This is a genomic window from Sphaerisporangium cinnabarinum (assembly GCF_055567015.1).
Map to the genome: position 1 here is coordinate 320,329 of NZ_JBVHRG010000001.1, position 25,341 is coordinate 345,669.

Annotated in this window: 24 protein-coding genes; 11 read left to right on the plus strand and 13 right to left on the minus strand. The window is 75.4% G+C overall.

All coding sequences use genetic code 11. The features are described from left to right. Positions 1-154 precede the first annotated feature (154 nt). Positions 155-1,555, plus strand: a complete 1,401-nt coding sequence (locus ACZ4MO_RS01410) for a PTS transporter subunit EIIC (RefSeq protein WP_144681554.1) — start codon at positions 155-157, stop codon at positions 1,553-1,555. Next, on the plus strand, positions 1,552-3,285 hold the full coding sequence (gene ptsP / locus ACZ4MO_RS01415) for a phosphoenolpyruvate--protein phosphotransferase (RefSeq protein WP_255437154.1): 1,734 nt from the start codon (positions 1,552-1,554) through the stop codon (positions 3,283-3,285). Before ACZ4MO_RS01410 ends, ptsP begins: the two co-directional genes overlap by 4 nt. A gap of 44 nt (positions 3,286-3,329) precedes the next feature. Here ptsP and ACZ4MO_RS01420 read toward each other — a convergent pair whose 3' ends face one another. Beyond that, complete coding sequence (locus ACZ4MO_RS01420; protein ID WP_114553893.1) at positions 3,330-3,599, minus strand: HPr family phosphocarrier protein; 270 nt, start codon at positions 3,597-3,599, stop codon at positions 3,330-3,332. Positions 3,600-3,753: 154 nt separating this feature from the next. Here ACZ4MO_RS01420 and ACZ4MO_RS01425 point away from each other — a divergent pair, with 154 nt between their 5' ends. Then, entirely contained in the window at positions 3,754-4,707 is a 954-nt protein-coding gene (locus ACZ4MO_RS01425; RefSeq protein WP_114553895.1) for a TIM barrel protein, read from the plus strand. Positions 4,708-4,715: 8 nt separating this feature from the next. On the opposite strand, the gene ACZ4MO_RS01430 is transcribed toward ACZ4MO_RS01425, so the two are convergent. Both ACZ4MO_RS01430 and ACZ4MO_RS01435 read right to left on the minus strand, forming a co-directional pair. Next, a complete protein-coding gene (locus ACZ4MO_RS01430; protein ID WP_175008717.1) occupies positions 4,716-6,080 on the minus strand; it encodes a hypothetical protein in 1,365 nt (454 codons plus the stop codon). Then, entirely contained in the window at positions 6,077-6,649 is a 573-nt protein-coding gene (locus ACZ4MO_RS01435) for a SigE family RNA polymerase sigma factor (protein ID WP_175008716.1), read from the minus strand. Before ACZ4MO_RS01435 ends, ACZ4MO_RS01430 begins: the two co-directional genes overlap by 4 nt. A 200-nt stretch (positions 6,650-6,849) precedes the next feature. Here ACZ4MO_RS01435 and ACZ4MO_RS01440 point away from each other — a divergent pair, with 200 nt between their 5' ends. Genes ACZ4MO_RS01440 through ACZ4MO_RS01450 form a run of 3 tightly spaced genes read left to right on the plus strand, consistent with a single transcriptional unit; the run spans position 6,850 to position 9,749 of the window. Beyond that, positions 6,850-8,178, plus strand: coding sequence for an MFS transporter (locus ACZ4MO_RS01440; protein WP_255437153.1), 1,329 nt, complete (start codon positions 6,850-6,852; stop codon positions 8,176-8,178). 42 nt (positions 8,179-8,220) lie between these two features. Further along, complete coding sequence (locus tag ACZ4MO_RS01445; protein ID WP_175008715.1) at positions 8,221-8,889, plus strand: pentapeptide repeat-containing protein; 669 nt, start codon at positions 8,221-8,223, stop codon at positions 8,887-8,889. Continuing rightward, positions 8,886-9,749, plus strand: coding sequence for a PfkB family carbohydrate kinase (locus ACZ4MO_RS01450; protein ID WP_175008714.1), 864 nt, complete (start codon positions 8,886-8,888; stop codon positions 9,747-9,749). The genes ACZ4MO_RS01445 and ACZ4MO_RS01450 overlap by 4 nt, the downstream gene beginning before the upstream one ends. A gap of 63 nt (positions 9,750-9,812) precedes the next feature. Here the strand turns inward: ACZ4MO_RS01450 and ACZ4MO_RS01455 are convergent, their stop codons facing one another. Both ACZ4MO_RS01455 and ACZ4MO_RS01460 read right to left on the minus strand, forming a co-directional pair. Continuing rightward, a complete protein-coding gene (locus tag ACZ4MO_RS01455; RefSeq protein WP_175008713.1) occupies positions 9,813-10,559 on the minus strand; it encodes a response regulator in 747 nt (248 codons plus the stop codon). After that, positions 10,556-11,932 (minus strand): histidine kinase, encoded by a 1,377-nt coding sequence (locus ACZ4MO_RS01460; RefSeq protein WP_175008712.1) that lies wholly within the window; start codon positions 11,930-11,932, stop codon positions 10,556-10,558. Before ACZ4MO_RS01460 ends, ACZ4MO_RS01455 begins: the two co-directional genes overlap by 4 nt. 171 nt (positions 11,933-12,103) lie before the next feature. On the opposite strand from ACZ4MO_RS01460, the gene ACZ4MO_RS01465 reads away from it, so the two are divergent. Beyond that, positions 12,104-13,006 (plus strand): GAP family protein, encoded by a 903-nt coding sequence (locus ACZ4MO_RS01465; protein WP_175008711.1) that lies wholly within the window; start codon positions 12,104-12,106, stop codon positions 13,004-13,006. A gap of 98 nt (positions 13,007-13,104) precedes the next feature. Here the strand turns inward: ACZ4MO_RS01465 and ACZ4MO_RS01470 are convergent, their stop codons facing one another. The 7 genes from ACZ4MO_RS01470 to ACZ4MO_RS01500 all read right to left on the minus strand — a co-directional run bounded on the left by ACZ4MO_RS01470 (position 13,105) and on the right by ACZ4MO_RS01500 (position 22,055). Further along, complete coding sequence (locus ACZ4MO_RS01470; protein ID WP_021482496.1) at positions 13,105-14,574, minus strand: flotillin family protein; 1,470 nt, start codon at positions 14,572-14,574, stop codon at positions 13,105-13,107. A 167-nt stretch (positions 14,575-14,741) separates the two neighbouring features. Then, on the minus strand, positions 14,742-15,212 hold the full coding sequence (locus ACZ4MO_RS01475) for an NfeD C-terminal domain-containing protein (RefSeq protein ID WP_021482495.1): 471 nt from the start codon (positions 15,210-15,212) through the stop codon (positions 14,742-14,744). Positions 15,213-15,357: 145 nt separating this feature from the next. Then, positions 15,358-16,377 (minus strand): phosphotransferase, encoded by a 1,020-nt coding sequence (locus ACZ4MO_RS01480; protein ID WP_175008710.1) that lies wholly within the window; start codon positions 16,375-16,377, stop codon positions 15,358-15,360. A 62-nt stretch (positions 16,378-16,439) separates the two neighbouring features. Further along, positions 16,440-18,065, minus strand: a complete 1,626-nt coding sequence (locus tag ACZ4MO_RS01485) for a RecQ family ATP-dependent DNA helicase (RefSeq protein WP_175008709.1) — start codon at positions 18,063-18,065, stop codon at positions 16,440-16,442. Next, complete coding sequence (locus ACZ4MO_RS01490) at positions 18,062-19,870, minus strand: pyruvate dehydrogenase (RefSeq protein WP_175008708.1); 1,809 nt, start codon at positions 19,868-19,870, stop codon at positions 18,062-18,064. Before ACZ4MO_RS01490 ends, ACZ4MO_RS01485 begins: the two co-directional genes overlap by 4 nt. A gap of 136 nt (positions 19,871-20,006) precedes the next feature. Beyond that, entirely contained in the window at positions 20,007-20,999 is a 993-nt protein-coding gene (locus ACZ4MO_RS01495; protein ID WP_255437152.1) for an NAD(P)/FAD-dependent oxidoreductase, read from the minus strand. An 84-nt stretch (positions 21,000-21,083) separates the two neighbouring features. Beyond that, on the minus strand, positions 21,084-22,055 hold the full coding sequence (locus tag ACZ4MO_RS01500) for a methyltransferase (protein WP_175007433.1): 972 nt from the start codon (positions 22,053-22,055) through the stop codon (positions 21,084-21,086). A gap of 47 nt (positions 22,056-22,102) precedes the next feature. Here ACZ4MO_RS01500 and ACZ4MO_RS01505 point away from each other — a divergent pair, with 47 nt between their 5' ends. The 3 genes from ACZ4MO_RS01505 to ACZ4MO_RS01515 all read left to right on the plus strand — a co-directional run bounded on the left by ACZ4MO_RS01505 (position 22,103) and on the right by ACZ4MO_RS01515 (position 23,471). Beyond that, positions 22,103-22,678 (plus strand): helix-turn-helix domain-containing protein, encoded by a 576-nt coding sequence (locus tag ACZ4MO_RS01505; RefSeq protein ID WP_043652975.1) that lies wholly within the window; start codon positions 22,103-22,105, stop codon positions 22,676-22,678. 152 nt (positions 22,679-22,830) lie between these two features. Then, positions 22,831-23,157 (plus strand): hypothetical protein, encoded by a 327-nt coding sequence (locus ACZ4MO_RS01510; protein ID WP_354050137.1) that lies wholly within the window; start codon positions 22,831-22,833, stop codon positions 23,155-23,157. Beyond that, a complete protein-coding gene (locus tag ACZ4MO_RS01515; RefSeq protein WP_114553117.1) occupies positions 23,154-23,471 on the plus strand; it encodes a type II toxin-antitoxin system PemK/MazF family toxin in 318 nt (105 codons plus the stop codon). Before ACZ4MO_RS01510 ends, ACZ4MO_RS01515 begins: the two co-directional genes overlap by 4 nt. A gap of 64 nt (positions 23,472-23,535) precedes the next feature. On the opposite strand, the gene ACZ4MO_RS01520 is transcribed toward ACZ4MO_RS01515, so the two are convergent. After that, positions 23,536-24,876: an MFS transporter gene (locus ACZ4MO_RS01520; protein WP_499278579.1), complete on the minus strand. Its 1,341-nt coding sequence runs from the start codon at positions 24,874-24,876 to the stop codon at positions 23,536-23,538. Positions 24,877-25,003: 127 nt separating this feature from the next. Here ACZ4MO_RS01520 and ACZ4MO_RS01525 point away from each other — a divergent pair, with 127 nt between their 5' ends. Continuing rightward, the gene (locus tag ACZ4MO_RS01525; RefSeq protein ID WP_074805061.1) at positions 25,004-25,309 is read left to right on the plus strand and encodes a GNAT family N-acetyltransferase; all 306 of its coding nucleotides are present in this window, start codon (positions 25,004-25,006) and stop codon (positions 25,307-25,309) included. The last annotated feature ends 32 nt before the right edge of the window (positions 25,310-25,341 follow it).

A 25,341-nucleotide genomic window follows, 5' to 3' on the forward strand; every position in this document is an offset into this window, starting at 1 on the left:
TGGTCCAGACAACCTGGACCGACAGCCCGGGCACGACGACCCCAGGTCTTCTCGCCGTGCCCCGGGACCGGCAACGACGCCGCTCGACGTCGCGCCACAGCCGCCGCTCGACGCACCTCGCCTGCGCCCCAGGCCTGCCCAGGAGGAGAAGGACATGACGACCGTCGCCGAACCGACGCGGACCAAGAGGGGGGTGCCCGGCTTCGCGCAGCTCCAGCGCGTCGGGCGCTCGCTCATGCTGCCCATCGCGTCGCTCCCCGCTGCCGCGCTGCTGCTGCGTCTCGGTCAGCCGGACATGCTCGGCGCCCAGGGCGCCGCCGGGACCTTCGCGTGGATGCAGCCCGTCGCGGACGTCCTCGGCGCCGCGGGGAACGCGCTGTTCAGCAACCTGCCGATCATCTTCGCCCTCGGCGTCGCGGTCGGGTACGCCAAGAAGGCCGACGGGACGACGGGCCTCGCGGCACTCATCGGCTATCTCGTCTTCAAGGGTGTCAGCGACTCGCTGTCGCCGTACGTGCTCGGCAAGGCCGCCGAGGGCGAGACCCAGGCGCTCATCAACTACGGCGTGCTCGGGGGCATCGTCATCGGTCTGACGGCCGCGCTCCTGTACCAGAAGTACTACCGGATCAAGCTGCCCCCGTACCTCGCGTTCTTCGGCGGGCGGCGGTTCGTGCCGATCGTCACGGCGGGCGTCTCGGTGCTCATCGCCGTGGTGGGCGCGCTGATCTACCCCGCGTTCGACTGGCTCATCAACGAGCAGATCGGCGGGTTCGTCACCGGCTCGACGATCCTCGGGGCGTTCGTCTTCGGCACGCTCAACCGCCTCCTCGTGCCCATCGGCCTGCACCACCTGCTCAACTCGCTGCCGTGGTTCCAGTTCGGCGAGTACACCGCCGCCGACGGCACGGTCGCGCAGGGCGACATCTTCCGGTTCCTCGCGGGAGACCCCACCGCGGGCACCTTCCTCACCGGGTTCTTCCCCATCATGATGTTCGCGCTCCCGGCCGCCGCGCTCGCGATCGTCCACACCGCCAAGCCGGCGCAGCGCAAGGTCGTCGCGGGCATCATGGGCTCGGCCGCGCTCGTCTCGTTCGTCACGGGCGTCACCGAGCCGCTCGAGTTCGCGTTCGTGTTCGTCGCCTACCCGCTGTACGTCATCCACGCGGTCCTCACCGGCACGTCGCTCGCGCTCGTCAACGCGCTCGGCATCCGCGACGGGTTCGGGTTCTCCGCGGGTGCGATCGACTACCTGCTGAACTTCCGGATCGCCGAGATGCCGCTGCTCCTCATCCCCATCGGGCTCGGGTACGCGGTGCTCTACTACGTCCTCTTCCGCTTCGTCATCACCCGCTGGAACCTGCGGACCCCGGGCCGTGAGGACGACGACGCGGAGGGCGCCGTCCAGGCGACCGGGGCCGTCGACACCACCGACGACGCCCGGCCCGAGGCCTCGGCGACCGAGGCCACGGCCGCGCGACGCGCAACCGTCGACGACACCGCTCCGGCGGGCACCCCGAGCCGGACGGGTGCGTCCGGCGGCGGGAGCACGGCGTGACGCTCGCCGACGACGCGACGCGCGCCCCCGCGCGGGACCTCGACCCGGGGCTGGCCGGCGTGCCGGTCAGCCCCGGGCGGGGGGCGGGACCGGTGGCGCGGATGCCCGGCTCCGTCGCGGAGCCGGACCCGGCGCCGCTGCCCGCCGACGCGTCGGACGCCGACGTCGACCTCGCGGTGACGCAGGTCCTCGCGGCGGTGACGACGGTCCAGGAGGACCTCACGGCCCGCGCTGCGCGGGCCGAGGGCGCCGCGGCGGAGGTCCTGGGCGTGACCGCCGCGATGGCGGCCGACCCCGCCCTGGCGCGCGACGCCGTCGGGCGGGTGCGCGAGCTGCGGGCCACCCCGGCCCGGGCCGTGTGGGACGCGGCGGGGGTCGTCGTCGGGCGGCTCGAGGCGCTGGGCGGTCTCCTCGCCGAGCGGGCGCGCGACGTGCGGGACGTGCGCGACCGGATCGTCGCGACGCTGCTCGGCCTCCCCGTGCCCGGCGTGCCCGACCCGGGCCACCCGTTCGTCCTCGTGGCCGACGACCTCGCGCCCGCGGACACGGCGCAGCTCGACCCCGGGCGCGTGCTCGCGGTCGTCACGCGCGGCGGCGGGCCGACGTCGCACACCGCGATCCTCGCGCGCGCCCTGGGCATCCCGGCCGTCGTGGCGGTCGAGGGCGCGCTCGCGCTGCGCGACGGCGAGACCGTGCTCGTCGACGGCGGCCTCGGCACGGTGGAGCGCGACCCGTCGGACCACGACGTGGCGGCGGTCGTCGCGGCCCGGGGCGCGCGCCGCGCCCGGCGGCGCCTCGACGGTCCCGGGCGGACGGCGGACGGCCGCCGCGTGGAGCTGCTCGCCAACGTCGCGGACGGCGCGGACGCGCGCGCCGCCGCGGAGGCGGGTGCGGAAGGCGTGGGGCTGTTCCGCACCGAGGTCTGCTTCCTCGGCCGGACGGTCGAGCCGACGGTCGACGAGCAGGTCGCGGCCTACCGCGAGGTGCTCGCCGCGTTCGCGGGCCGCAAGGTCGTCGTGCGCACGCTCGACGCGGGCGCCGACAAGCCGCTCCCGTTCGTCACGCCCGACGCCGAGCCGAACCCGGCGCTCGGGGTGCGCGGCCTGCGCACCGCGCGCCGCCACCCCGAGGTGCTCGACCGCCAGCTCACGGCGGTCGCGCGCGCTGCGGAGGCGGAGTCGGCGGACGTGTGGGTCATGGCGCCGATGATCGCGACGCCGGACGAGGCGGAGTCGTTCATCGCGCTGTGCGCGGACCACGGCCTCGCGACGGCGGGCGTGATGATCGAGGTGCCGGCCGCGGCCCTCGGCGCGCGCTGGGTGCTGGCCAAGGCCGCGTTCGCGAGCATCGGCACGAACGACCTCACGCAGTACACGATGGCGGCCGACCGCGAGGTCTCCGACCTCGCGCGCCTGTCCACCGCGTGGCAGCCGACGGTCCTCGCGCTCGTCGGGGCGACGGGCTCCGGGGCGGCGCTCAACGGGCGACCGCTCGGCGTGTGCGGGGAGGCCGCGGCGGACCCGGTGCTCGCCCCGGTGCTCGTCGGGCTCGGGGTGACCTCGCTGTCCATGACGCCGCGCGCGCTCCCGGACGTCGCCGCGGTGCTGGCCGCGACGACGTCGGACCAGTGCGAGGAGCTCGCGTTCCTCGCGCTCCAGCAGCCCACGCCCGACGCCGCGCGCGCGGCCGTGCGCGCCCGGCTCCCCGTGCTCGACGAGCTGGGTCTGTGACGGGCGCCGTGCCCGGCCCCGCCACCGCGGGGCCGGGCACGGCGTCAGGCGACCTCGGTCTGCTCCAGGAAGGCGACGAGCGCGTCGATCGACGCGCTCGCCTCGTGGCCGTCGGCGTCGGTCGACAGCACGACCTCGTCCCCGGCCGACACACCGAGCGTCATGACGCCGAGGATGCTCGCCGCCTCGACGGCGTCGCCGCCGGGCTTGGCGATGCGCACGGGCGCGGGCTGGGCGGCGGCGGTCTTGACGAAGAGCGCGGCCGGGCGGGCGTGCAGGCCCTCGGTGATCGCGACGACGACGGCACGGTCCATGGTGTTCCTCCGGCAGACAAGTGGTCTGGACCAGTGCATCCTAGGCGATCCGGCCGGGAAAGGGGAGGGTCGGAAGCCCTCCGCGCGCCGCGAGGTCGTCGGCGTCGACCGCCCGCTGGTGTGGGCCACAGCGGACGGGTCTAGGGTGACCGGCATGTCAGACGCGACGACGCCGCGGGAGGTCCCACCGTCACCGGGGGAGCCGCCGCGCATCCACGTCACGCTGTCCACGGCGAGCGTCTACCCGCGCAAGGCCCAGTACGCCTTCGAGGCGGCGGCCGACCTCGGGTACGACGGCGTCGAGGTCATGGTGTGGTCCGACGAGACGACGCAGGACGCCGCGGCGCTGCGCCGGCTCTCCGCCGAGCACGACGTGCCGATCCGCAGCATCCACGCGCCCACGCTCCTCGTGAGCCAGCGCGTGTGGGGACGGTCGCCCGGCCCCAAGCTGCGGCGCAGCGTCGAGCTGGCGCAGGAGGTCGGGGCGAGCACCGTCGTCGTGCACCCGCCGTTCCGCTGGCAGTACCGGTACGCGCGCGAGTTCGAGGACCTCGTCGGCGAGCTCGACGAGACCGAGGGCGTCACGATCGCCGTCGAGAACATGTACCCGTGGCGCAGCCGCAAACGGGAGATGCAGGCGTACCTCCCCGGCTGGGACCCGTCCGAGCACGGCTACGAGCACGTGACGCTCGACCTGTCGCACGCCGCCGTCGCGCAGCAGGACGCGCTCGCGCTGCTCGACGTGTTCGACGGCCGCCTCGCGCACGTGCACCTCGCGGACGGGTCGTCGTCCATCACGGACGAGCACCTCGTCCCGGGCCGGGGCGACCAGCCGTGCGACAAGGTCCTCACCGAGCTCGTGCAGCGCGGCTGGACGGGGGACGTCGTCGTCGAGATCTCGACGCGGCGGGCCCGCACCGCGGCCGAGCGGCGCGAGGACCTCGCGGCCTCCCTGTTCTTCGCGCGCACCTACCTCACGCCGGGGCCCCACCCCGGGTACTCGCCGCCGCCCGGGCCCCCGCACCGCCACGTCGACGCGTGGGGCGAGGCGGAGGCACGCGAGATCGCGGCGGCGGAGGACGCCGCGGGCAGCGCCGGCACCGGCTGACGGGCGGGTCAGAACCGTAGCGAGCCGAGGATCCCGCGCAGCGTCTCGAGCCCCGCGTCGTCACCGGGCAGCGAGACCATCAGCATGAGGTTCTCGCCGCCGTCCGCGCCGTGGACCCGGACGTCCGCGCTGAGCGCCGAGATCCCGTCGTCCGCCCAGAACGGCCCCTGGGACAGGAGCACCTCGGCGAAGTCGGCGCCCGGGACCTCGATCCGCTGCCCGTGCCACTCCTCGCCGGAGTAGTCGAACGCGCGGCCCCCGGAGCCGCCTCGCTGCACGAACATGGTCCAGTGCACGTCGGGGGACGTGCCGTCCTGAACGGGGCCGGGGTTCGTGGCGAACGGGCCCGTCCACTCCACGCCGGGGCCGTAGTTGCCCTCGACCTCGGCGACGGTCCAGGCCGGCGGCACGGCGTAGGAGAGGGTGCCTGTCGTGGCCGTCTGCCACCCGGCGGGCGTGCCCGTGGTGAGCGCGCCGATCTCCGGGTACGTGTACGTCGGGCTGAACCACTCCGGCTCGCCCTCGGGCTCGAACCACAGGTTGCCGAGGAAGTCGCGGGCGAGAGCATCACCCACGGTGTCGTCGGTGAAGTCCAGGCGGACCGTCCAGCCCGTGTCCCCGTACCGGACCCGGGCCTCCCAGCGGACGAGGTGCGGCTCGTCGGACGGGCTCCGCGTCACCACGACGAAGTCCGCGCCGGGGACCTCGACCGTCCAGGCTCCGGAGTCCCGGGCGGGGACGACCCACGACGCGGCCCCGGGGTCGACGTCGATGCGCACCGTGGCCCCGGAGTCGATCATGGGCGGCGGGACCGCGTCCGCGGGGATCTCCGACCCCGGAGGCGCCCAGTGCTCCGGGGCTCTCCAGAGGACCGACGCGGGCTCCCCGAACGCCTCGCCCTCGACCTCCCACCCCCCGGGTGGCAGCGTGTACGTGAGCCCGCCCTGCACGGAGTAGTCCCCATGGTGGGTGCCGACGACGCCGTGCTCGACACCCGGGAGCTCCGGCAGCTCGCCGTCGCCCACCGGCAGGTAGCGTGCGGGCTCCTGCGGCGGCGCCGCGGGGGCGGGGGCCGCCCCCTCCGACGTCGGCGCAGTGGTCCGCGCGGGGGCCGCCGCGAGGGCGGGCGACGGCGCCGTCCCGCGCGAGAGCGCCCCGGGCAGGAGTGCCGCGACCGCGACCAGCGCCGCCACGGCGACGGCCGACCCGCTCGCGGCGACCACGCGCCGTCGTACCCGCACGCGCCGGACCGCGCGGTGCGCCAGGGCGTCCGGGTCCAGCGTGTGCGGCACCTCGACGGCGGTCTGCGCGGCGCGCACCCGTGCCACGAGGTCCTCGTCCTCCGGGGTCCTGCGTTCCGGCGTCGTGCTCATCGCTCGGTCTCCGTCCCGTGCTCGGGTGCGATCAAGGTGCGCAGGCGGGCCAGGGCCCGGGAGCCGGTCGACTTCACGGTGCCGACCGCGATCCCGAGCTCCGCGGCGGTCTCGGCCTCGGACCGGTCGAGGACGTAGCGCAGCAGGACGACCCGCCGCTGCTTGACGGGGAGGGCGAGCAGGGCCCGCACCACCCGGTCCCGGTCCTCCACCTCGGACGGGTCGCCCGTCGCCCGGACGTCGAGACCGACGAGCGTGTCGTGCTCGACGGAGACCTCCCTGCGGGTGCGGCGCCACGAGTCGATGCGAGCCGTCACCACGACGCGGCGCGCGTAGGCGAACGGCTGCCCGTCGCCCACGCGCGACCACGCGCGGAACGTGCGCTCCAGCGCGAGCTGCACCAGGTCGTGCGCGCGGTGGGCGTCCCCGCACAGCAGGTACGCGTACCGGTACAGGTCGGCGGAGCTCGCCCGGGCGAACTCGGTGAAGCGCTCCTCGGCGGTCAGGCCGACGCGCACGACCTGCACCTCGTGCGCGCCGCCCCACCGCTCGGTCGCGACGTCCGTCATGGCCGACCGCCCCTCTGCTGCGGTCGGCACCCCGGCCGACGTCGGTTCCTCACGACTGCCAGACGCAGCGGAGGGCGTCACGGGTTCCACCTTTCTCCGGGAGCTCGCAGGGATCGCCCAGGATGCCACTGGCGACGCCCGGGTCGGTCCCGCGACCCGGCGGAACGCGCGGCCGGACGGCTGACGTAGGCTCGGCGGTCGTGGCTCGAGTCAACGGTCTTCTCGCGGACACGACCCCGCTGCGCATCTCCCCGCCGTTCCGCCGCCTCTGGTGGGGGCTCGGCATCTCCAACCTCGGCTCGCAGCTCACGGTCGTCGCCGTCGGCCTGCAGGTCTACGCGCTCACGGGCTCGTCGCTCGCGGTCGGAGTGCTCGGCCTCTGCGCGCTCGTGCCGCTCGTGGTGCTCGGGCTCTACGGCGGTGCGCTCGTCGACGCGTACGACCGCCGCAAGGTCGCGCTCGCGGCCTCGACGGCGCTGTGGGTGGTGACCGCGCTCATCGCCGTCCAGGCGTGGCTGCACCTGAACTCGGTCGGGGTGCTCTACGCGCTCGTCGCGGCGCAGTCCGCCGCCTTCGCGATCAACAACCCGGCGCGCTCCGCGATCATCCCGCGCCTCGTGGAGCCCCGGCTCCTGCCCGCCGCGAACGCCCTCCAGACGATCGCGTGGAACGTCGCGCTCACCGTCGGCCCGCTGGGCGGCGCGTTCCTCGTCGCCCTGTGGGGCTACCAGGTCGCGTACACGATCGACGCCGTCCTGTTCACGGCCGCGCTGTGGGCGGTGTGGCGGCTCCCCGACATCCCGCCGCTGCCCGCCGCCCCCGGCGCCCCGGCCGCGGTCGTCGCACCCGCGGGGCGCCGGCGCCGCGTCGTGGGGTGGCGGTCCGTCGTCGACGGCCTGCGGTACCTCGCGACCCAGCCCAACGTCCGCACGACGTTCCTCGTCGACCTCGCCGCGATGGTGCTCGCCTCGCCGCGCGTGCTCCTGCCCGCCGCCGGGGTCGTGTTCCTCGGGGGCGGCGAGGCGACGACGGGCGTCCTCACCGCGGCGTTCGCCGTCGGGGCCGTGCTCGCGGGCGTGTTCTCCGGCGGCCTGTCGCGCGTGCGGTGGCAGGGCCGCGTCATCGTGTGGGCGATCACGGCCTACGGGCTGTCGATCGTGCTGTTCGGCGTCGTGCTCCTCGGCGTGGGCGCGACGACCCCGACGACCGTCCTCGTGGGCGGCGTCGCCGCGGCGAGCGTCGCGCTGGCGCTCGCGGGCGCGTCCGACGCCGTGAGCGCGGTGTTCCGCCAGACGATCCTCCAGACCGCGACGCCCGACGACATGCGCGGCCGGCTCCAGGGCGTGTTCATCGTCGTCGTCGCGGGCGGGCCGCGCCTCGGCGAGCTCGTCCTCGGGGCGCAGGCGACCTGGGTGGGGGAGGCGTGGGCCGCCGTCGCGGGGGGCGTGGCGTGCGTCGTCGTGCTGTGGCTCGTCGTGCGGGCCCAGCGCCGCTTCTGGCGTTACGACGCCCTCCACCCGGAGCCCTGAGCGGCCCGTCGTCGCGTGGGCGGCGCGGCCTAGGCTCGGGGCGTGCCTCCGAAGAAGTCGACGACCGACCCGCCTGCGATCGACCCGGTCGCCCTGGACGACCTGCGGACCGGCGACGCCGACGACCTCGAGGCGGAGGCCGACCTCGAGGGGTTCGAGATCACCGACCTCCGCCTCGACCGGCTCGACCTGCACGGGGCGAGCGTGTTCTCGTCGCGGCTCGACCAGGTGCGCGCCGACGAGGCCGACCTCGGGGCGGTGACGCTCACGGAGGTCGTGCTGGGGCGCCTCGACGTCCCGGTGGTGCGCGGGACGCGCGGCCGGTGGCGCGAGGTCGAGGTGCGGGGCGCGCGCCTCGGGTCCGCCGAGCTCTACGAGTCGTCGTGGGCGGGGGTGCGGTTCGTGGGCTGCAAGCTCGGGTTCGTCAACCTCCGGGGCGCGTCGCTGCGCGACGTGATGTTCACCGACTGCACGATCGACGAGCTCGACCTCGTCGCGTCCGACGCGCTGCGCGTCGCGTTCGAGGGCACGCGCGTGCGCCGGCTCGACGTGCAGGGCGCCACGCTCGCCCACGTGGACCTGCGCGGCGCGGAGATCGACGAGCTCGGCGGCATCGAGTCGTTGCGCGGCTCGACCATCGACTCGATGCAGCTCGCCCGCCTCGCCGCGACGTTCGCCCACAGCCTCGGCATCACGGTGACGGACCGATGACGCCCCCGCAGGCCGAGGTCCTCGTCACGGGGCCGGCGTCGTGGAACCTCCTCGTCCAGCTCGACGAGCTGCCCGCTCCCACGCCCCACACGGCGTTCGCCAGGTCCCATCGGCACACGGTCGGCGGGACGTCCGCGGGCAAGGCGCTCAACCTCGCGCGCCTCGGCCGGTCGGTGCTCCTGCGCACCGTGCTCGGGGCGGACGACGACGGCGCGCGCGTCCGGTCCGTGCTCGAGGGCGCAGGGGTGCGGGTGCTCGCGGAGCCGTCGCCCGACGGCCGCACCGAGAGCCACCTCAACCTCATGGACGACGACGGCGGCCGCGTCTCGGTCTATCTGCGCGCCCCCGCCGAGGTCCCGGCGCGGGGAGCGGGGTGGGACGCCACGGTCGCGGCGCTCGACGCGGCGCGGGCCGTCGTCGTCGACCTCGCGGTGCCCGCGCTCCCGGTGCTCGACCTCGCCCTGGCCCACGGCCGCGACGTCTGGGTCGACCTGCACGACTACGACGGCGAGTCCGCGTTCCACCGGCCCTGGGTCGACGCCGGGACGCACGTGTTCCTCAGCGGGGACCGGCTCGAGGACTGGCGCGGCTTCATGACCGCCCGGGTCGAGGCGGGTGCGCGTCTCGTGGTCTGCACGCACGGGTCGCGGGGCGCCGTCGCGCTCACCCCGGACGGTGGCTTCGTCGAGGTCCCGGCACAGCCCGTGCCGCACGTCGTCGACACGAACGGCGCCGGCGACGGCTTCTTCGCGGGCTTCCTCGACGCGCACCTGCGCGGCGCGGGCGTCGAGGAGGCGATGCGGGCGGGCGCCCGGCACGCCGCCCTCGTCGTGCAGAGCCCGGACCTCGCCCCGGCCTGACCGGCCTCGCTCCCCACCCCCGTGCTCGGCGGCCACGATCGCGTGGTCGGTGGCCGGGTGGGGTCAGGCCAGGCCGGCGTCGCGCGCGACGATCGCCGCCTGCATCCGGGTCGCGACGCCCAGCTTCGCGAGCACGCGCGAGACGTGCGTCTTGGCCGTGGCCTCGGTGATGTAGAGGTCGGTCGCGATGCCCTGGTTGGACAGGCCGCGGCCGAGCGCCGCGAGCACGTCGACCTCGCGCGGCGTGAGGTCGGCGAGCCGCGGGTCTGCCCGGTCGTCGGCGACGACGCCCCCGCCGCCCGACGCCGCGGGGTTCCCGGGACCGTCCGTGCCGCCCGGGCGCGATCCCGCGTGGAGCGGGGGGCCGGCGTCGGGCACGGGGCCGCGCGCGAACGCGGCGAGGAGCCGGCGGGTGACCTCGGGCGCGAGGACGCCGTCTCCGTCGGCGACGCGACGCACGGCGTCGAGGAGCGCGGCGGGCTCGGCCGTCTTGAGGAGGAACCCCGCGGCCCCGGCGCGCAGCGCCCCGTCCACGTACTCGTCGAGGTCGAACGTCGTGAGCACGAGCACCTCGGCGAGGTGCTCGCCGGTGATGACGCGCGTCGCCTCGATGCCGTCGACGCCCGGCATGCGCAGGTCCATGAGCACGACGTCGGGGCGCAGGGCCCGGGCGTTCGTGACGGCGGCGGTGCCGTCCGCGGCCTCGCCGACCACCTCGACGTCCGGCGCGGCGTCGAGCAGGAGGCGCAGGCCCGCCCGGATCGCGGCGTGGTCGTCGGCGAGCAGCACCCGGACCGGTCGTCGCGTCACGCGTCCTGCCTCTCGCTCGGGAGCCCGGCCACCGGGATCTCGGCGCGCACGGACCACCCGCCCCCGGGCAGCGGGCCGGCGCTGCACGTCCCGCCGAGACCGTCGGCGCGCTCGCGCATCGTGAGCAGACCGGTGCCGGCGCTCAGCGGCGCCTCGACCGTCCCGGAGCCGGGGGCGCCGTCGTCGCGCACCTCCAGCACGACCGCCGCCTCGTGCCGGGAGAGCTCGACGGCGACCGGGGCGCCGGGCGCGTGCTTGAGCGCGTTCGTCAGGGACTCCTGCGCGATGCGGAACAGCGCCTGGTCCGCCGCCGCGGGCAGGGGCGACGCCGCGACGCCGTCCGGGTCGTGGAGCGTGACGGCGGTCGTCGCGCGCGCGGCGTCGAGGAGCGTGTCGAGGCCGGCGAGGCGGCCGGGGGCGGCGACGGCGTCCGTCGCGTCGTCCCCCTCGCGTCGTCCCTCGGTGCGCAGCAGCAGGATCATGGAGCGCATCTCGTCGAGCGACGCCACGGCGCTCGCGCGCACCTGCTCGAGCGCGGCGCGGTCCTTCGTGGCGTCGGGCGGGAGGGCGAGCGCGGCGCCGGAGTGGATGGCGATGGTCGACAGGTGCGACGCGATGACGTCGTGCAGGTCGCGCGCCATCGCGGCGCGCTCGGCCCGGACGGCCTCGTGCCGGTCGAGCTGGGCGATGCGTTCGAGGTCGCTCGCGCGCTGGCGCTCCAGGCCGGCCGTGCGGGCGGCGGCCTCGGCCTCGCGCGCGGCGAGGTCGGCGCGCTCGCCCGCGACCTCGGCGAGCTCGCTCGTGGTGCGCACGTTGGTGGCCCACCACATCGGCACGAGGAGCAGGGCGCTGAGCTGGAGCCCCATGTACACGAACTCCCGCACGTCGCGCGCGGCCTCGCCCGCCCCGACGGCGCCCACCGCCACCACGGTCGCCGCGACGCCCCAGAGCCAGGCGCGCGCCCGTGGCCGCGACCAGAGGGCCGCGGCGTAGAGCAGGTCCCACAGGACGAGCATGAGCGCGAGGCTCCCGCCCCACCGCAGGTCGACGGCGGTGACGACCACCCCGCCGAGGAGAGCGAGGATCGGGTGCGCGCGCTTGGCGAGGATGAGGAGGCACCCGACGGCGAGCAGCGCCACGCGCCACCAGGCGTGCGCGGGCTCGACGACGAACGACGCGCGGACGATCCCGACGAGCCCGACCTCGAGCAGGACCCAGCCGAGGACGAACGTCGTGACGGCCGAGAACAGGTCGTTCCGGCGGTCCTCGATGCGCCACACGCCGTGCAGGGAACCGGCAGCCGCCCGCCAGCGTCCGCCCCGCCCGGGCGCGGCCGCGCGCGCGTCCTGCGTCCCGCCGTCGTGCGTGCTCACGCCTCCATCCCAGCACAGCGCGCCCGGCGACGGATCGTTCGAACGGTGTACGACGCCCCGTCCCGGCCCCGGCACGGGGCGCTCGCGCGCGCCACAAGGGCCCTCTTCCGGGCGCGCGGGTCGGTCGTTCGCCGGACGACACGCCCGCGCGTCGGGCGGGACGCTCGGGTCATGGACCTCCCTCTCGACCTCGACGCCGTCGGCGGTCCGGGCCTCGGCCTGGCCGCGATGGCCGGCGTGCTCGTCGTGCTGGCGCTCATCGACTCCACGAGCTTCGGCACGCTCCTCATCCCCGTGTGGCTCCTGCTCGCGCCCGGACGGCTGCGCGCGGGACGCGTGCTCGTGTACCTCGGCACGGTGGCGGGGTTCTATCTCGCCGTCGGGATCGTCGTGCTGCTCGGCGCGGGCGCGTTCCTCGACCGGTTCGGCGACGCGCTCGACACACGGGCCGCCGCGATCGTGCAGCTCCTCCTGGGGATCGGGCTGTTCGCGCTGAGCTTCCGGTTCGACAGCAAGCGCGCGGCGCGCAAGGCCGCGCAGTCCGACGCCGCCCCGTCCGTCGCGGGTCGGGCCGACGCCGGGGGAGCCGGCCCCTGGACCGGCGTCGCTGCCGGTGCCGAGACCGCGGGGCCGGGCGCGCCGTCGTCGCCCCCGCGCCCGGGCCGGATCTCGCGGTGGCGCGAGCGCGCGCTGGGGATCGAGGCGGACACCGCCGGGACCGGCGCGGTCCGGACACGCTCGTCGGTCCTGCCGCTCATGGGGCTGGCCCTCGGGGCCGTCGCGATCGAGGTGGGGACGATGCTGCCCTACCTCGCCGCCATCGGGATCGTCACCACGTCGGACGTCGGCTGGCCCGGGAGCGGTGCGATCCTCGCCGCGTACTGCGTCGTCATGGTCGCGCCCGCGCTCCTGCTGCTGCTCGGCCGGCTCGTCGCGGCGCGCGCGGTCGACCCGGTGCTGCGTCGGCTCGACCGCTGGCTCACGAAGAACGCGACGGACATGACGGGCTGGGTGCTCGGGGCGCTGGGCGTGCTGCTCGCGCTCAACGCGTTCGGTCGCCTCGGCTGGGCCTGACCGTCCGCTCCCAGGTCTGCCGTCCTGCTCGCCGACCATGCGGCCGTGGCCCGCCCGGAGGTCCGGACGGGCCACGGCCGCATGCTCGGCAGGGTGGGTCAGTGCGACGTGCCGTTGGTCGGCGCGTCGCCCGAGCCCGCGAGCTGCGTGCCCGCGAGGTTGGCGATGAGCTGGTTGATGTCCACGCCCGTGAGCTGCTTGATGACGCCCTGGCCCTCGCCCAGGACCGATGCGACGTTCTTCGTCAGCGCGGACGCGCCGTCGGTCGAGACGACGGTCATGCCCTGGATGTTGCCGATCGGCTCGGCCGCGGCCCGCACGATCTCGGGCAGGCGCTCGATGAGCTCCTGGACGAGCGCCGCCTCGCCGTACTTCTGCAGCGCGTCGGCCTTGGCGTCGGTCGCCGCCGCCTCGGCGCGACCCTCGGCCTCGATCGCGGCGGCGCGGGCCTCACCCTCGGCCCGGATACCGGCCGCGAGGGCGACCTGGCGGTCACGCTCGGCCTCACCGGCACGACGCACGGCCTGCGCGGACGCCTCGGCGTCCTGGATGGCCGCGGTCTTGTTCGCCTCGGCGATGACGGTGCGCTTGTACGCGTCGGCCTCGGTCGCGGCGTTCGCCGCGTCACGACGCGCGTTGGCCTCCTGGACCTCCGCGTACGCCTTGGCCTCGGCGGGCTTGCGGACCTCGATGTCGAGGCGCTCCTGCGTCACGCGCGCCTGCTCGGCGAGGGCCTCGCGCTCCTGCTGCGCGACGAGGCGGTCCTGCTCGGCACGCGCGAGCTGGCCGGAGGCCTCGGCCTCGGCGTTCGCGCGGTCGGTGTCGGCCTTGATCGCGGCGCGCTTGAGGTCGAGGGCCTTCTGGCGCTCGGCGATCTGCTCGGCCGCCTCGATGACGGCGAACTCCGACGCGCGCTGGGCCTCGGCCTCGGAGACCTCGGCGACCTGGCGGGCGCGGGCCGACTCGGCGCGGCCCAGGTTCGCGAGGTAGTCCGAGCCCGGCGTCGAGATGTCGGAGATGTTGAGCAGGTCGACCTGGAGGCCCTGCTCCGAGAGGTCGGCCTTCGTGGACTCGACGACGCGGTCGGACAGGCCCTTGCGGTCGGAGATGATCTGCTCGATCGTCATGTCGCCGACGATGGAGCGCAGCGAGCCCTCGAGGGACTCCTTGATGATCTCGGTGAGCGTGCCCTGCTGGGAGAGGAAGCGCTGGGCCGCGCGGCGCACGCCCTCCTCGTCGCCCCGCACCTTGAAGTTGATCGACGCCTTGATGGCGATCTTGATGCGGTTCTTGTCCACGCCCTCGACCGTGATGCCGATCTGGCGCTGCTCGAGCGAGATGGAGAAGCCCTGCTGGAGGATCGGCCAGACGAACGTGCGGCCGCCGACGACGACCTTCTGCCCGCTGCCCCCGGCCTCCTTGCGGCCCGCGCCGCGGCCGACGATGACCAGGGCCTCGTTCGGCGGGACGCGGCGGATGCGCTTGCTGATGAAGATGACCACCGCGAAGAACGCGATGACCAGGGCGACGATCGCCAGGGTCGTGATGAGGTTCGTGTCGTCGAACATGGTCCGCGCCGGGGCGCGTCTCCTTCCGTGGGTGCGGGCAGGTCAGGACGTGCGGCAGTCGTGCGGCGGACCGGTCGGGGCGTGCCCGGCCGGCCGGCCGGTGGTGCGTGCGGGTGCGCGGCACCCACGGGACGACGCGCGGGGCGCCGTGGTCGGTCCGTCGGACCTCAGTCGTTGGGGTAGTGCCGCTGGACGCGCACGCGGCTCCCGGACTGCTCGAGCACGACGACGCGCGCGCCCTCCGGGATGGGTTCGTCGGACCACGCGAGGCGGCGCTCGAGCTCGTGCGCCGCGTCGAGCGAGACCTCGCCGCGCGCAGGGTCGATCGCGGTCGTCGCGGTGCCCTGGACGCCCACGAGGGACACGGGGACGCCGTCCTCCGACGCGCGCAGGTTCTTGACCAGCAGCTGGACGAGCACCATGACGACGAGCGCCACGACGAGGGACCCGACGTACGCGAGCCACGTCGGCAGGTCGTTGGACGCCACGATCACGCCGACCGCGCCGAACACCACGCCACCGACACCGAGCGTCGTCCCGGACACCGCGCCGTCACCCAGGTCGACGATCTCGCCGACGAGCAGCGAGAGGAGCAGGAGGGCGAGTCCGGCGATGCCGATGACGATGAACGCGATCATGCGAGGTCCCCTCGGACGGGTGGCCACGGCGCGCGAGTGGCGTGTGGAGTTGTCGTGAACGTACGCACACCTTACCGTGACCCGACCATGCCGTGGGGCGATCCGGGGGTACGTCACATGGGGAGCACTCCCCACGCGGGAGTCCTCAGGCGCCCAGCTCGTCCAGCATCCGCAGCAGGTTGGCGCGGGCCGTGCCGGCGTACCCCTCGACCCAGTCGCCCTCGTAGCCCCGCGGCACCACCTCGACCGCGAGGAGGCACGACAGGTAGGTGCGGTACAGGCGCAGGCGCGTCCACGCCGCGGGGTCGCCGCTGCCGGGCGTGCCGTCGCCCAGCCCCAGGTCGCCGCCCTCGGCGGCGTAGCCCGCGAGGAGGTCCGCGTCGACGGGCCCGGCACCGAGCTGGTCGGCCCCTGCGAGTTCGAACAGCGGGTCGCCCCAGAGCGACCGCTCGGCGTCGAGCACGCCGACGATCCGCGGGGCGTCCGGCGCGAGCAGCACGTTGCCCGGCCACAGGTCCGCGTGCACGAGCCGGGGGACCTCGACGCGGGCGAGGACGTCGCGGTGCCGCGCGACGGCGTCGCGCACCCGGTCCGCCGGGAGGTCGACGCCCCAGGCGAGCGCGTCGTCGAGCACGGCGTCGACCATGCGCGCGACCGCGTCGGGCCAGCTCGCCGCCGCGAGGTCCGACGCGGGCGCCGGGTAGCCGAACCGGTCGCCCGCGATCCGGTGCAACCGCGCCATGAACGACCCGAGCCCGCGGCGGACGGCGGCGGACTCCGCCGCGTCGGCCTCGCGCGCGCTCCACAGGGTCCCGTCGAGGAACGTCACGACGAGCGCGTCGCCGTCCACGTGCTCGCGCGTCAGGTCGGCGTGCAGCACCTGCGGGACGGGCAGGCCCGCAGCGTGGGCGGCCCGGTAGGCCGCCGCCTCGGTGCCGGGGATGCCGTGCTCGTAGCGCAGGAGGCGCGACGTGTCGGCGCCCGTGACCTTGACGACGACGCGGCCCGGGACGTCGTCGGGCACCGCGCCCGGCCGCGGGGCGAGGTCGACCGCGAAGACGCTCGCGAACATCCCGCCGCTCAGCGGCTCGGACCGCAGCGCCTCGCCGAGGGGCGCCACGAGCGCCGCGAGCTGGTCGTCCGTGACCGTCGTCCTGGTGAGCACGCGGCGATGCTACCGGCCGGGCTGGCGGAGCCGGACGCGCGCCCGCGCCGGCCACCGGCGGGTCAGGACGCCGTGAGCAGGCCCTGGTCCGTCACCGCGTCGAGGCTCAGGGTCCGGTACCCGTGCGTCTCAAAGAGCACGGTCACGCGGTCGTCCCCCTCGTAGCCCATGACGGTCCCCTCGCCGAACTCCGGGTGTCGCACCGTCGTGCCCGTCGACCACGGCGCGGACGCGTCGTCGGCGGCCCTCTCCTCCGCGGTCCCGGCCCAGCAGGTGTCGCAGCGCCCGCACGGCTCGGGCAGCTCCTCGCCGAGGTAGGCGAGCAGGAACTGGCGCCGGCACTGCGGGGTCTCGGCGTACGCGCGCATCATCTGCAGGCGCGAGTCGTCGACCCGGCGCCGGGCCTCCGCGAGCTCGTGCGCGACGTCGGCCACCGCGGCCGGGCGGGCGTCCTCGCCGGCGAGCGCCCGCGCGTCCTCCACGAGCGCGCGCAGCCGCGCCAGGCGCCGGGGCAGCCGCGCCCGCCCGCCGGGCGCCGAGGACGCCTGGTCGTCCGGACCGCCCCGGCCCAGGGCGCGCGCGACCTCGCGGAGGTCGTCGCGGTCGGGCACGCCGACCGCGAAGTAGCGCTGGAGGCCCAGGTCCTCGGGCCGGTAGAACAGCACCGCGACGGCGGGCTCGCCGTCGCGGCCCGCGCGGCCGACCTCCTGGTAGTAGGAGTCCGGAGAGCCCGGGACGTCGGCGTGCACGACGAACCGCACGTCCGGCTTGTCGATGCCCATGCCGAACGCGGAGGTCGCGACGACGACGTCCACCTCGTCCTCCGTGAACCGCCGCTGGGCCTCGTCGCGCTCGGCCCGCCGCAGCCCGCCGTGGTAGGCCGCGGTGCGCAGCCCCGCCTCCGCGAGCGCGTCGGCGACCTCGGTCGTGCGGCGCCGCGTGCCCACGTAGACGATGCCGACGCCGTGCTCGGCCTCCGCGCGCACCCGCTCGACGACCGCGCGGTCCTTGTCCGCCGCCTCGACGGTGCGCACGACCTCCAGCGCGATCCCGGGGCGGGCGAACCCGCGGACGATCACCGCGGCGTCGCGCAGGTGCAGGCGCTCGGCGACGTCCTCGCGCACGGGCGGGGACGCTGTCGCGGTGAGCGCGAGCACGGGCGGTCGCGGGTCGAGCGTGTCGAGACGCTCGCCGACGCGCAGGTACTCGGGCCGGAAGTCGTGCCCCCAGGTCGAGACGCAGTGCGCCTCGTCGACCGCGACGAGGCTCGGCCGGGCCGCACGGACGGCGTCGAGCACCTCGTCGTTGGCGAGCTGCTCGGGCGAGAGGAAGAGGAACTCGAGCTCGCCCGCCGCGGCGGCCTCGAGCGCGGCGCGGCGCTCGGCCGCGGGCACGGCCGAGCTCACGGCGGCGGCGCGCGCGTCGTCGTCGCCCAGCTCGAGCAGGGAGCGCACCTGGTCCTGCTGGAGCGCGATGAGCGGCGAGACGACGAGCGTCGGTCCGGGCAGCTCGAGGCCGGGGAGCTGGTAGACCGCGGACTTGCCCGCCCCGGTGGGCAGCACGAGCAGGACGTCGCGTCCGTCGAGGAGCGCGGCGATCGCCTCGCGCTGCCCGGGGCGCAGGTCGCGGTAGCCGAAGACCTCGCGGGCGGTGTCGCGGACGTCGGCGAGGGTGGGCTCGTCGGTCACGGGCGGGGCACGTTGCGCAGGTTGGCGCGCGCCATCGAGACGACCTCGCCCATGCCGCCGCCGAGGACCTCCTTGCTCATCGCGACCGCGAACCCGCGGACCTGGCCCGCGGTGATGTTCGGCGGGATGGAGAGCGCGCGGGGGTCGGTGACGACGTCGACGAGCGCCGGCCCGGGCCGGTTCAGCGCCTCCTGGAGGGCTCGGCGCAGGTCCTTCGGCTTCTCGACGCGCACGGCCGGGATGCCGATCGCGTTCGCGACCGCGGCGTAGTCCACGTGCGGCGACTCGGTGCCGAACATCGGCAGCCCGTCGACGAGCATCTCGAGGCGCACCATGCCGAGGCTCGCGTTGTCGAAGAGGACGACCTTGACGGGCAGGTCGTAGTGCTTGAGCGTGACGAGCTCGCCGAGCAGCATCGAGAGGCCGCCGTCGCCGGCCATGGCGACGACCTGGCGTTCGCGGCCCCCTGCACGCCCGGCGGCCGCGGCGCCGATGGCGTGGGGGAGCGCGTTGGCCATCGAGCCGTGGATGAACGACCCGATGACGCGGCGCTTCCCGTTGGGTGTGATGTACCGCGCGGCCCAGACGTTGCACATGCCGGTGTCGACGGTGAAGACCGCGTCGTCGGCGGCGACCTGGTCGAGCGTGTCGGCGACGAACTCGGGGTGGATCGGCGTCGTGCGCTCGACCTTCTTCGTGTACGCCCCGACGACGCCGGTCATCGCCTTCTCGTGCTTGGCGACCATCGAGTCGAGGAACTTGCGCGACCGCGCCTTCTTCACGAGCGGCAGGAGCGCGCGCACCGTCTCGCCGACGTCGCCCACGACGGCGAGGTCGAGGCGCGTGCGCCGCCCGAGGTGGGTCGGGTCGACGTCGACCTGGGCCGTGCGGACCGACTCCGGGAGGAACTGGTCGTACGGGAAGTCGGTGCCGAGCAGCACGAGGAGGTCGCAGTCGTGCATGGCGTCGAACGCGGCGCCGTAGCCGAGGAGGCCGGACATGCCGACGTCGAACGGGTTGTCGTACTGGATGAACTCCTTGCCGCGCAGCGAGTGGCCCACGGGCGCGGCGATCTTGTCGGCGAGCGCCAGGACGTCGTCGTGCGCGCCGCGCACGCCCGCCCCGGCGAAGATCGTGACCTTCTTCGCGGCGTCGATCGCGTCCGCGAGCTGTTGGACGGCGGTCGCGTCGGGGACGACGCGCGGGGGAGCGGGCCGGCACGCGACGTCGGGCACGGCGGCGGGGGCGTCGAGGTCGGCGACGTCGCCCGGGAGCGTGAGGACGGAGACGCCGCGCGCGCCGTAGGCGTGGTGGATCGCGGAGTTGATGACGCGCGGCGCCTGCTCGGCGCTCGAGATCATCTCGGAGTAGACGGAGCACTCCGTGAACAGGCGGTCGGGGTGGGTCTCCTGGAAGAACCCGGTGCCGATCTGCTTGCTCGGGATGTGGCTCGCGATGGCGAGCACGGGCACGCGCGACCGGTTGGCGTCGTACAGGCCGTTGATGAGGTGGAGGTTCCCCGGCCCGCACGACCCGGCGCACACCGCGAGGCTGCCCGTGACCTCGGCCTCCGCGGCCGCGGCGAACGCGGCGGCCTCCTCGTGGCGCACGTGGATCCACTCGATCCCCTTGCCCGCGTTCTCGCCCGCGTTGGACCGGTGCACGGCGTCGACCACGGGGTTGAGGCTGTCGCCGACGATGCCGTAGATCCGGCGCACCCCCGCCTCGATGAGCTGCGCGACGAGCAGGTCGGCGACCGTGCGGTTGCGCTTGTCCTGCGGGGAGCGACCGATTCCGAACGGCATGACGTACCTCCACGGTGGGCTGGGGTCGCCTCCATCGTGCGACGGGCCGCCCGGCCGCGCAGCGCGAGCGGGCGTCTCGTGCGTCACGCTGCGGTCGGGCGACCCTGGTGCTCCCCTCGGCGGCCGAGGCCGGGCCTCAGACGGCAGGCTCGGCGTGCGCCGCGAACGGCGTCCGCCGACGCGCGACGGCCGCCGCCGCGTCGGCCTGCGCGAGCTCGCCGTGGACCCCGGCGCCGGCCATGACCCCGGCTGCGGCCGACGCCCCGACCTGCGCCATGAGGTCGCTCGAGTTGCCCGCGGCCCACACGCCCGGCACGGCGGTCGCGCCGCGCGGGTCGGCGGGCACGAACCGGCCCGCCGGGTGCTCCTCGAGCGACCCGCCGAGCTGCTCGAACAGCTCGCCGCGCGCGACGAACCGTGGCCCGACGACGACCGCGTCCACCGGGAACGACGTCCCGTCCGCGAGCACGACCGACCGGACGGCCCGGCCGTCGACGTCGAGCCGCTCGACCTCGCCCTCGACCACGCGCACGCCGAGCGCCGAGAGCTGCTCCCACGTGGCGTCGTCGGGCTCGGGGGCGGTGTGCTGGAACAGCGTGACGTGCGGGGTGAGCTGGCGGAACAGCAGCACCTGGTGCGCGGCGGCGGGCCCGGTGGCGAGGACCCCGATCCGCTGCCCCCGCACCTCCCACCCGTGGCAGAACGGGCAGTGCAGCACGGTCGAGCCCCAGCCCTCGCGCACGCCCGGCACGTCGGGCAGCTCGTCGACGAGGCCGGTCGCGAGCAGCACGCGGCGGGCCCGGACCGTCCCGCCGTCGTCCAGGGTGAGCGTGAAGCCGGTCTCGACGTCGCCGTCGGCGCGGGCGACGCGCGCGTCGCGGACCTCGGCGCCGTAGCCCTCGGCCTCGGCGCGGCCCGTGGCCAGCAGCTCGCGCGGCGGCACGCCCTCGCGCCCGAGCAGGTTGTGCGCGCCCTCCGCGGGCGCGTTGCGGGGCTCGCCGGCGTCGAGCACGACGACGGACCGCAGCGACCGCGCGAGCGTCACCGCGGCGCTCAGCCCGGCGGGGCCGCCGCCGACGACCGCGACGTCGTAGGGCAGCTTCATCTCGGTGATGGTCGTGGTGTCCATGGTTCTCCTCTGCAGGGTGACGGGACTCGCTGAGTGCGGGAGCTAGTCGCGGGGATCGGCCCGGACGGCGACTGTTCGACACACTCAGCGGGGGCGGCGGGCGGCCCAGACGACGCGCCCGCCCCGGGCGCGGACGGTGTGGTCGGTCGTGCCGGGAGCGGTCGCCGCGAGCACGGCGTCGAGCGCAGCGAGGTCGGCGGGCTCGAGCTCGTCCGCCAGGTGCTCGTGCTGGCGCCTGGCGGTGGCGTGCGCCCAGCGGGACGTGTCCGGCCCCGGCGGCACGACGGCGGTCGGCTCGCGTCGGTCCACCACCTCCAGCCCGGCGGCGGTCAGGTACGGGGTCCAGTCGGGGTAGCGGTTCCAGCCGGCGTGCGCCATGGCGCGCTCGAGGCGCGCGGCGAGGTCGGCGTGGGCTGCGCCGTCGGGCAGGACGGGCGACGTCGCGGTCATCTCCACGACGACGAGCAGGCCGCCCGGGGCGAGCGCGTCGTGGACGTCGTGCAGGACGCGCGCCGGGTCGGCGACGTGGTGCAGCGAGGCAGACGCCCACACGACGTCCGCGACGCCGACCGGCGGCCACCCGGCGTCGAGGTCGGCCTCGACGGTGCGCACGCGCTCCGCGAGGCCGGTCCCCGCGAGCCGGGCCCGGAGGCGGTCGAGCATCGCGGCGTCCGCGTCGACCGCCACGACCTCGGCGTCCGGGAACGCCCGCGCGAGCGCGCGGGTCCCGGTGCCGGTCCCGGCACCGAGGTCGAGGACGGTGCACGTCGGGTCCGGGGCGTGCTCGACGGCGACCGCGACGGCCTCGTCGAGGAGGTCCCCGAAGACGAGCGCGTCGAGCTCGAGCAGCTCGGCCATCCCGGCGCCGTCGTGCGGGCCGTGGCTGTGCTCGTGCCCGGGTGCGGCGCCGTGGGGGTGGCTGTGCCCGGGTGCGTGGCCGTGCCCGGGTGCGTGGCCGTGCCCGGGTGCGTGAGCGGCACGGTGCGTCGAGCCGGGACCCGCGACGGCGGGGTCGTCGGGACCGGGCGCAGGTCGGGGACGGGCGGGGAGGTCCATGGCTCCACCGTAGGACGATCATGCGTGCTGAGCATAGGATCTTGCTCATGACGCAAGAACCGGATCTCGACGCCGTCGTGCGGCAGCGCATCCGCGGGCTGCGGCTCGCGCGCGGCTGGACGCTCGACGCGCTCGCCGCGCGCTGCTTCCTCAGCCCGTCCACGCTCAGCCGCATCGAGACCGGGCACCGGCGCATCGCGCTCGACCAGCTCGTGCCGATCGCCCGTGCGCTGGGCACGACGCTCGACCAGCTCGTCGAGCCCGTCGACGACGAGGACGTCGTGATCCGGCCCGAGCCGCAGCGCCGCCCGGGGGAGACCACGTGGCTGCTGTCGCGCGAGCGGACCGGGACCATGGTCGCGAAGATGCGCCTGACGCCCGAGCGCGCCGTCGGGCCGGAGCACCAGCGCGTCCACCCGGGGCACGAGTGGTTCACCGTCCTGTCCGGGACGGCCGTCGTCTACCTCGCGGACCGACGGATCCTCGTCCACGAGGGACAGGCGGCGGAGTTCTCGACGATGGTGCCGCACTCGTTCGGCGCGCACGACGGCCCGGTCGAGATCCTCACGATCTTCGACCAGGAGGGCGAGCGCGCCCACCTCTCGGGCGCCGACCCAGCCTGACGGGCGGCGGGCTTGCGGCGTCGTGGATCGCGCCGACCCGGCGCGGAGTGCTCGTCGAGCCGAGGGGCGGCGCTGGCGGCAGGGTGTGCGGGCGTCATCCGCGCCAGACCAATGTCTGACAAATGTGGGACACCCGGCGTAGTGTCGCGATCATGGCGACGAGAACCCGCAGCACCGCGCACGAGAGAACGACCCCCCGAGGCTCGACCTCCCGGGGCGGGAAGAACGTGCCTGCCGGAGGGACCCCGCGGGGCGGGAAGGGCGAGGGCGCCTCGGCGAAGCGCGACTCCGTCACGTTCCGACCCACCCCCGAGGAGCGCCGGATCCTCGACCGCCTCCGCGACGAAGGCGTCACCGCCAGCGATGCCGTTCGCCGTGGCCTGCACCTGGTCGCGCACGAGAAGTGGGTCGACCAGGCCCGCATCGATGCCGAGAACCTCGCGCACGAGAACCTCGACGACGAGCCGGACGCCTGGTGATCCGCGGCGCCGTCTACCGCGTCGACCTCGGCGATCCCCGCGGCCACGAGCAGGGCGGTCGGCGGTACGGGGTGGTCTTGTCCCCGACGAACATGCCGTGGTCCGTCGCGACGATCGTGCCGACCTCGACGAGCGCGCAGCGTGCGATCTTCCGGCCCGTCCTCGAGATCGCCGGCCAGGAGACCGTGCTCCTCGTCGACCAGCTCCGTGTGATCGACACCGACTACGTCGTCGGGGAGCCGGTCGACTTCCTTCTTCGAGACGACCTGGACGCGCTCGAGCGGGCCGTGCAGAGCTACCTCGGCATCATCTGAGGCCGAACCGTCCCGTCCGTCGTCTCGGGACCTCGACGTCGACCGTCTCGCGGCGTACCCCGCATCAGTGGGTCGGCGTGCTGTCCGTGACGTCCTCGCGGTCGGCGCTGCGTCGCAGCGACCGCAGGGCCACGAGCACCAGCACGACGGCGAGCGCGGCCGCCGCGACGACGACCTCGAACCCGGCGTGCGCGCCGCCCGCGTCGATGCGCGACCCGGCGACGGACGACCCGATCGACACCCCGACACCGAGCGACGTCCCGACCCACGCGAGGCCCTCGGTGAGCTGGGTCGGCGCCACGAGGTTCTGCACGAGGTTGTTGCCGTTGATGAGCGTCGGCGCGATGGCGAACCCGGTCACGAACATGACCGCCGCGAGCACGGGGATCGACGTGACGAAGAAGAACAGCGAGACGCCCGCGGCGAGCGCGACGATCCCGATGACGAACCGGCGCCACAGCGGGGACACCCAGTGGCGGGCGCCGTAGACGAGGCCGGAGATGAGCGAGCCCAGGGCGAACACGGCGAGGATGATGCCGGCGGCGCCCTTCTGGCCCTCCTCCTCCGCGAACGCGATGGTCGAGACGTCGGTCGCGCCGAACACGATGCCCATGGCCACGAAGATCACGGCGAGCACGATCATCCCCGTCGACCGCATGGCCGAGCGCTGCTTCACGCCGGCCTCGGGCACGACGACGGGCGGCTCGGTCGCGCGCTGGGACAGGAACCACAGCCCGCCCACGACCGCCGCGACCAGCGGGACGACGAGCCCTGCCGACGGCGACACGCTCGTCGCGAGCACGGTCGCGAGCACGGGCCCCACGACGAACACGAGCTCGTCGAGCGCGGACTCGAGCGAGTACGCGGTGTGCAGGCGCCGCGCGTCGGGCACGATGTGCGTCCAGCGCGCGCGGACCATCGAGCCGTACGACCCCTGGGTCGCGCCGGAGACCGCGGCGAACACGTAGAGCGTCCACTCGGGCGCGCGGAGCACGGCGCAGAGGATGAGCCCGCCGAGCCCGAGCGTCGCGGCGGCGAGCAGCGGCAGCATGACGACGCGCTGCCCCGTGCGGTCCACGAGGCGCGCGATCTGGGGCGACACGACCGCCTGCGCCACGACGAGCGCGGCCGCGACACGTCCCGCGAGCGCGTACTCGCCGTAGATGCCCTGGATCATGAGGATCGTGCCGATGCCGACCATCGACATCGGCAGGCGCGCGACGAGCGCCGCCGCGGAGAACCGCCACGCGCCGGGCAGCGTGAGCACGGCGCGGTAGGGGTTGCGGGAGGCCCGGACGTCGGCCTCGGGCGGCGTGCCCGACGTCGTCCCCTCGGTCGTCAGGTCGTCCCGCCGGTGCTCGGGGTTCTCGGGGTCGTCAGCGCGCGACGGGGAATCCTGGACCACCGTCCCAGTGTCGCACCCGGAAGCCGTCCGGCCGGTAGCGAATTCGTGTCGCGACGCCCGACGTGACGGCCGTCTCAGGGGTCGTCGAGCGGTTGTCCCCGGGCACCGGGCCGACGACGATGGCGGCATGACCGACAGCGCCGCACCCCGCACGCCCACCGTCACCGTCACCGACGAGGGCGACCGCTTCGAGGCCCGCACCGACGACGGCGTCGTCGCCGGCTTCGCCGCCTACGTGCGGGAGCCGGGCGCGGTGATCTTCACGCACACCGAGGTCGACCCCGCGTTCGAGGGGCGCGGCGTCGGGTCGGCGCTCGCCGCGGGCGCGCTCGACAGCGTGCGGGAGTCGGGCGAGCGCGTCGTCGCGCTGTGCCCGTTCATCCGCGCGTACGTCGAGCGGCACCCTGAGTACGAGGACCTGACCCGCCGCTGAGCGCACGAGAGCCCCGGCCCGTCAGGACCGGG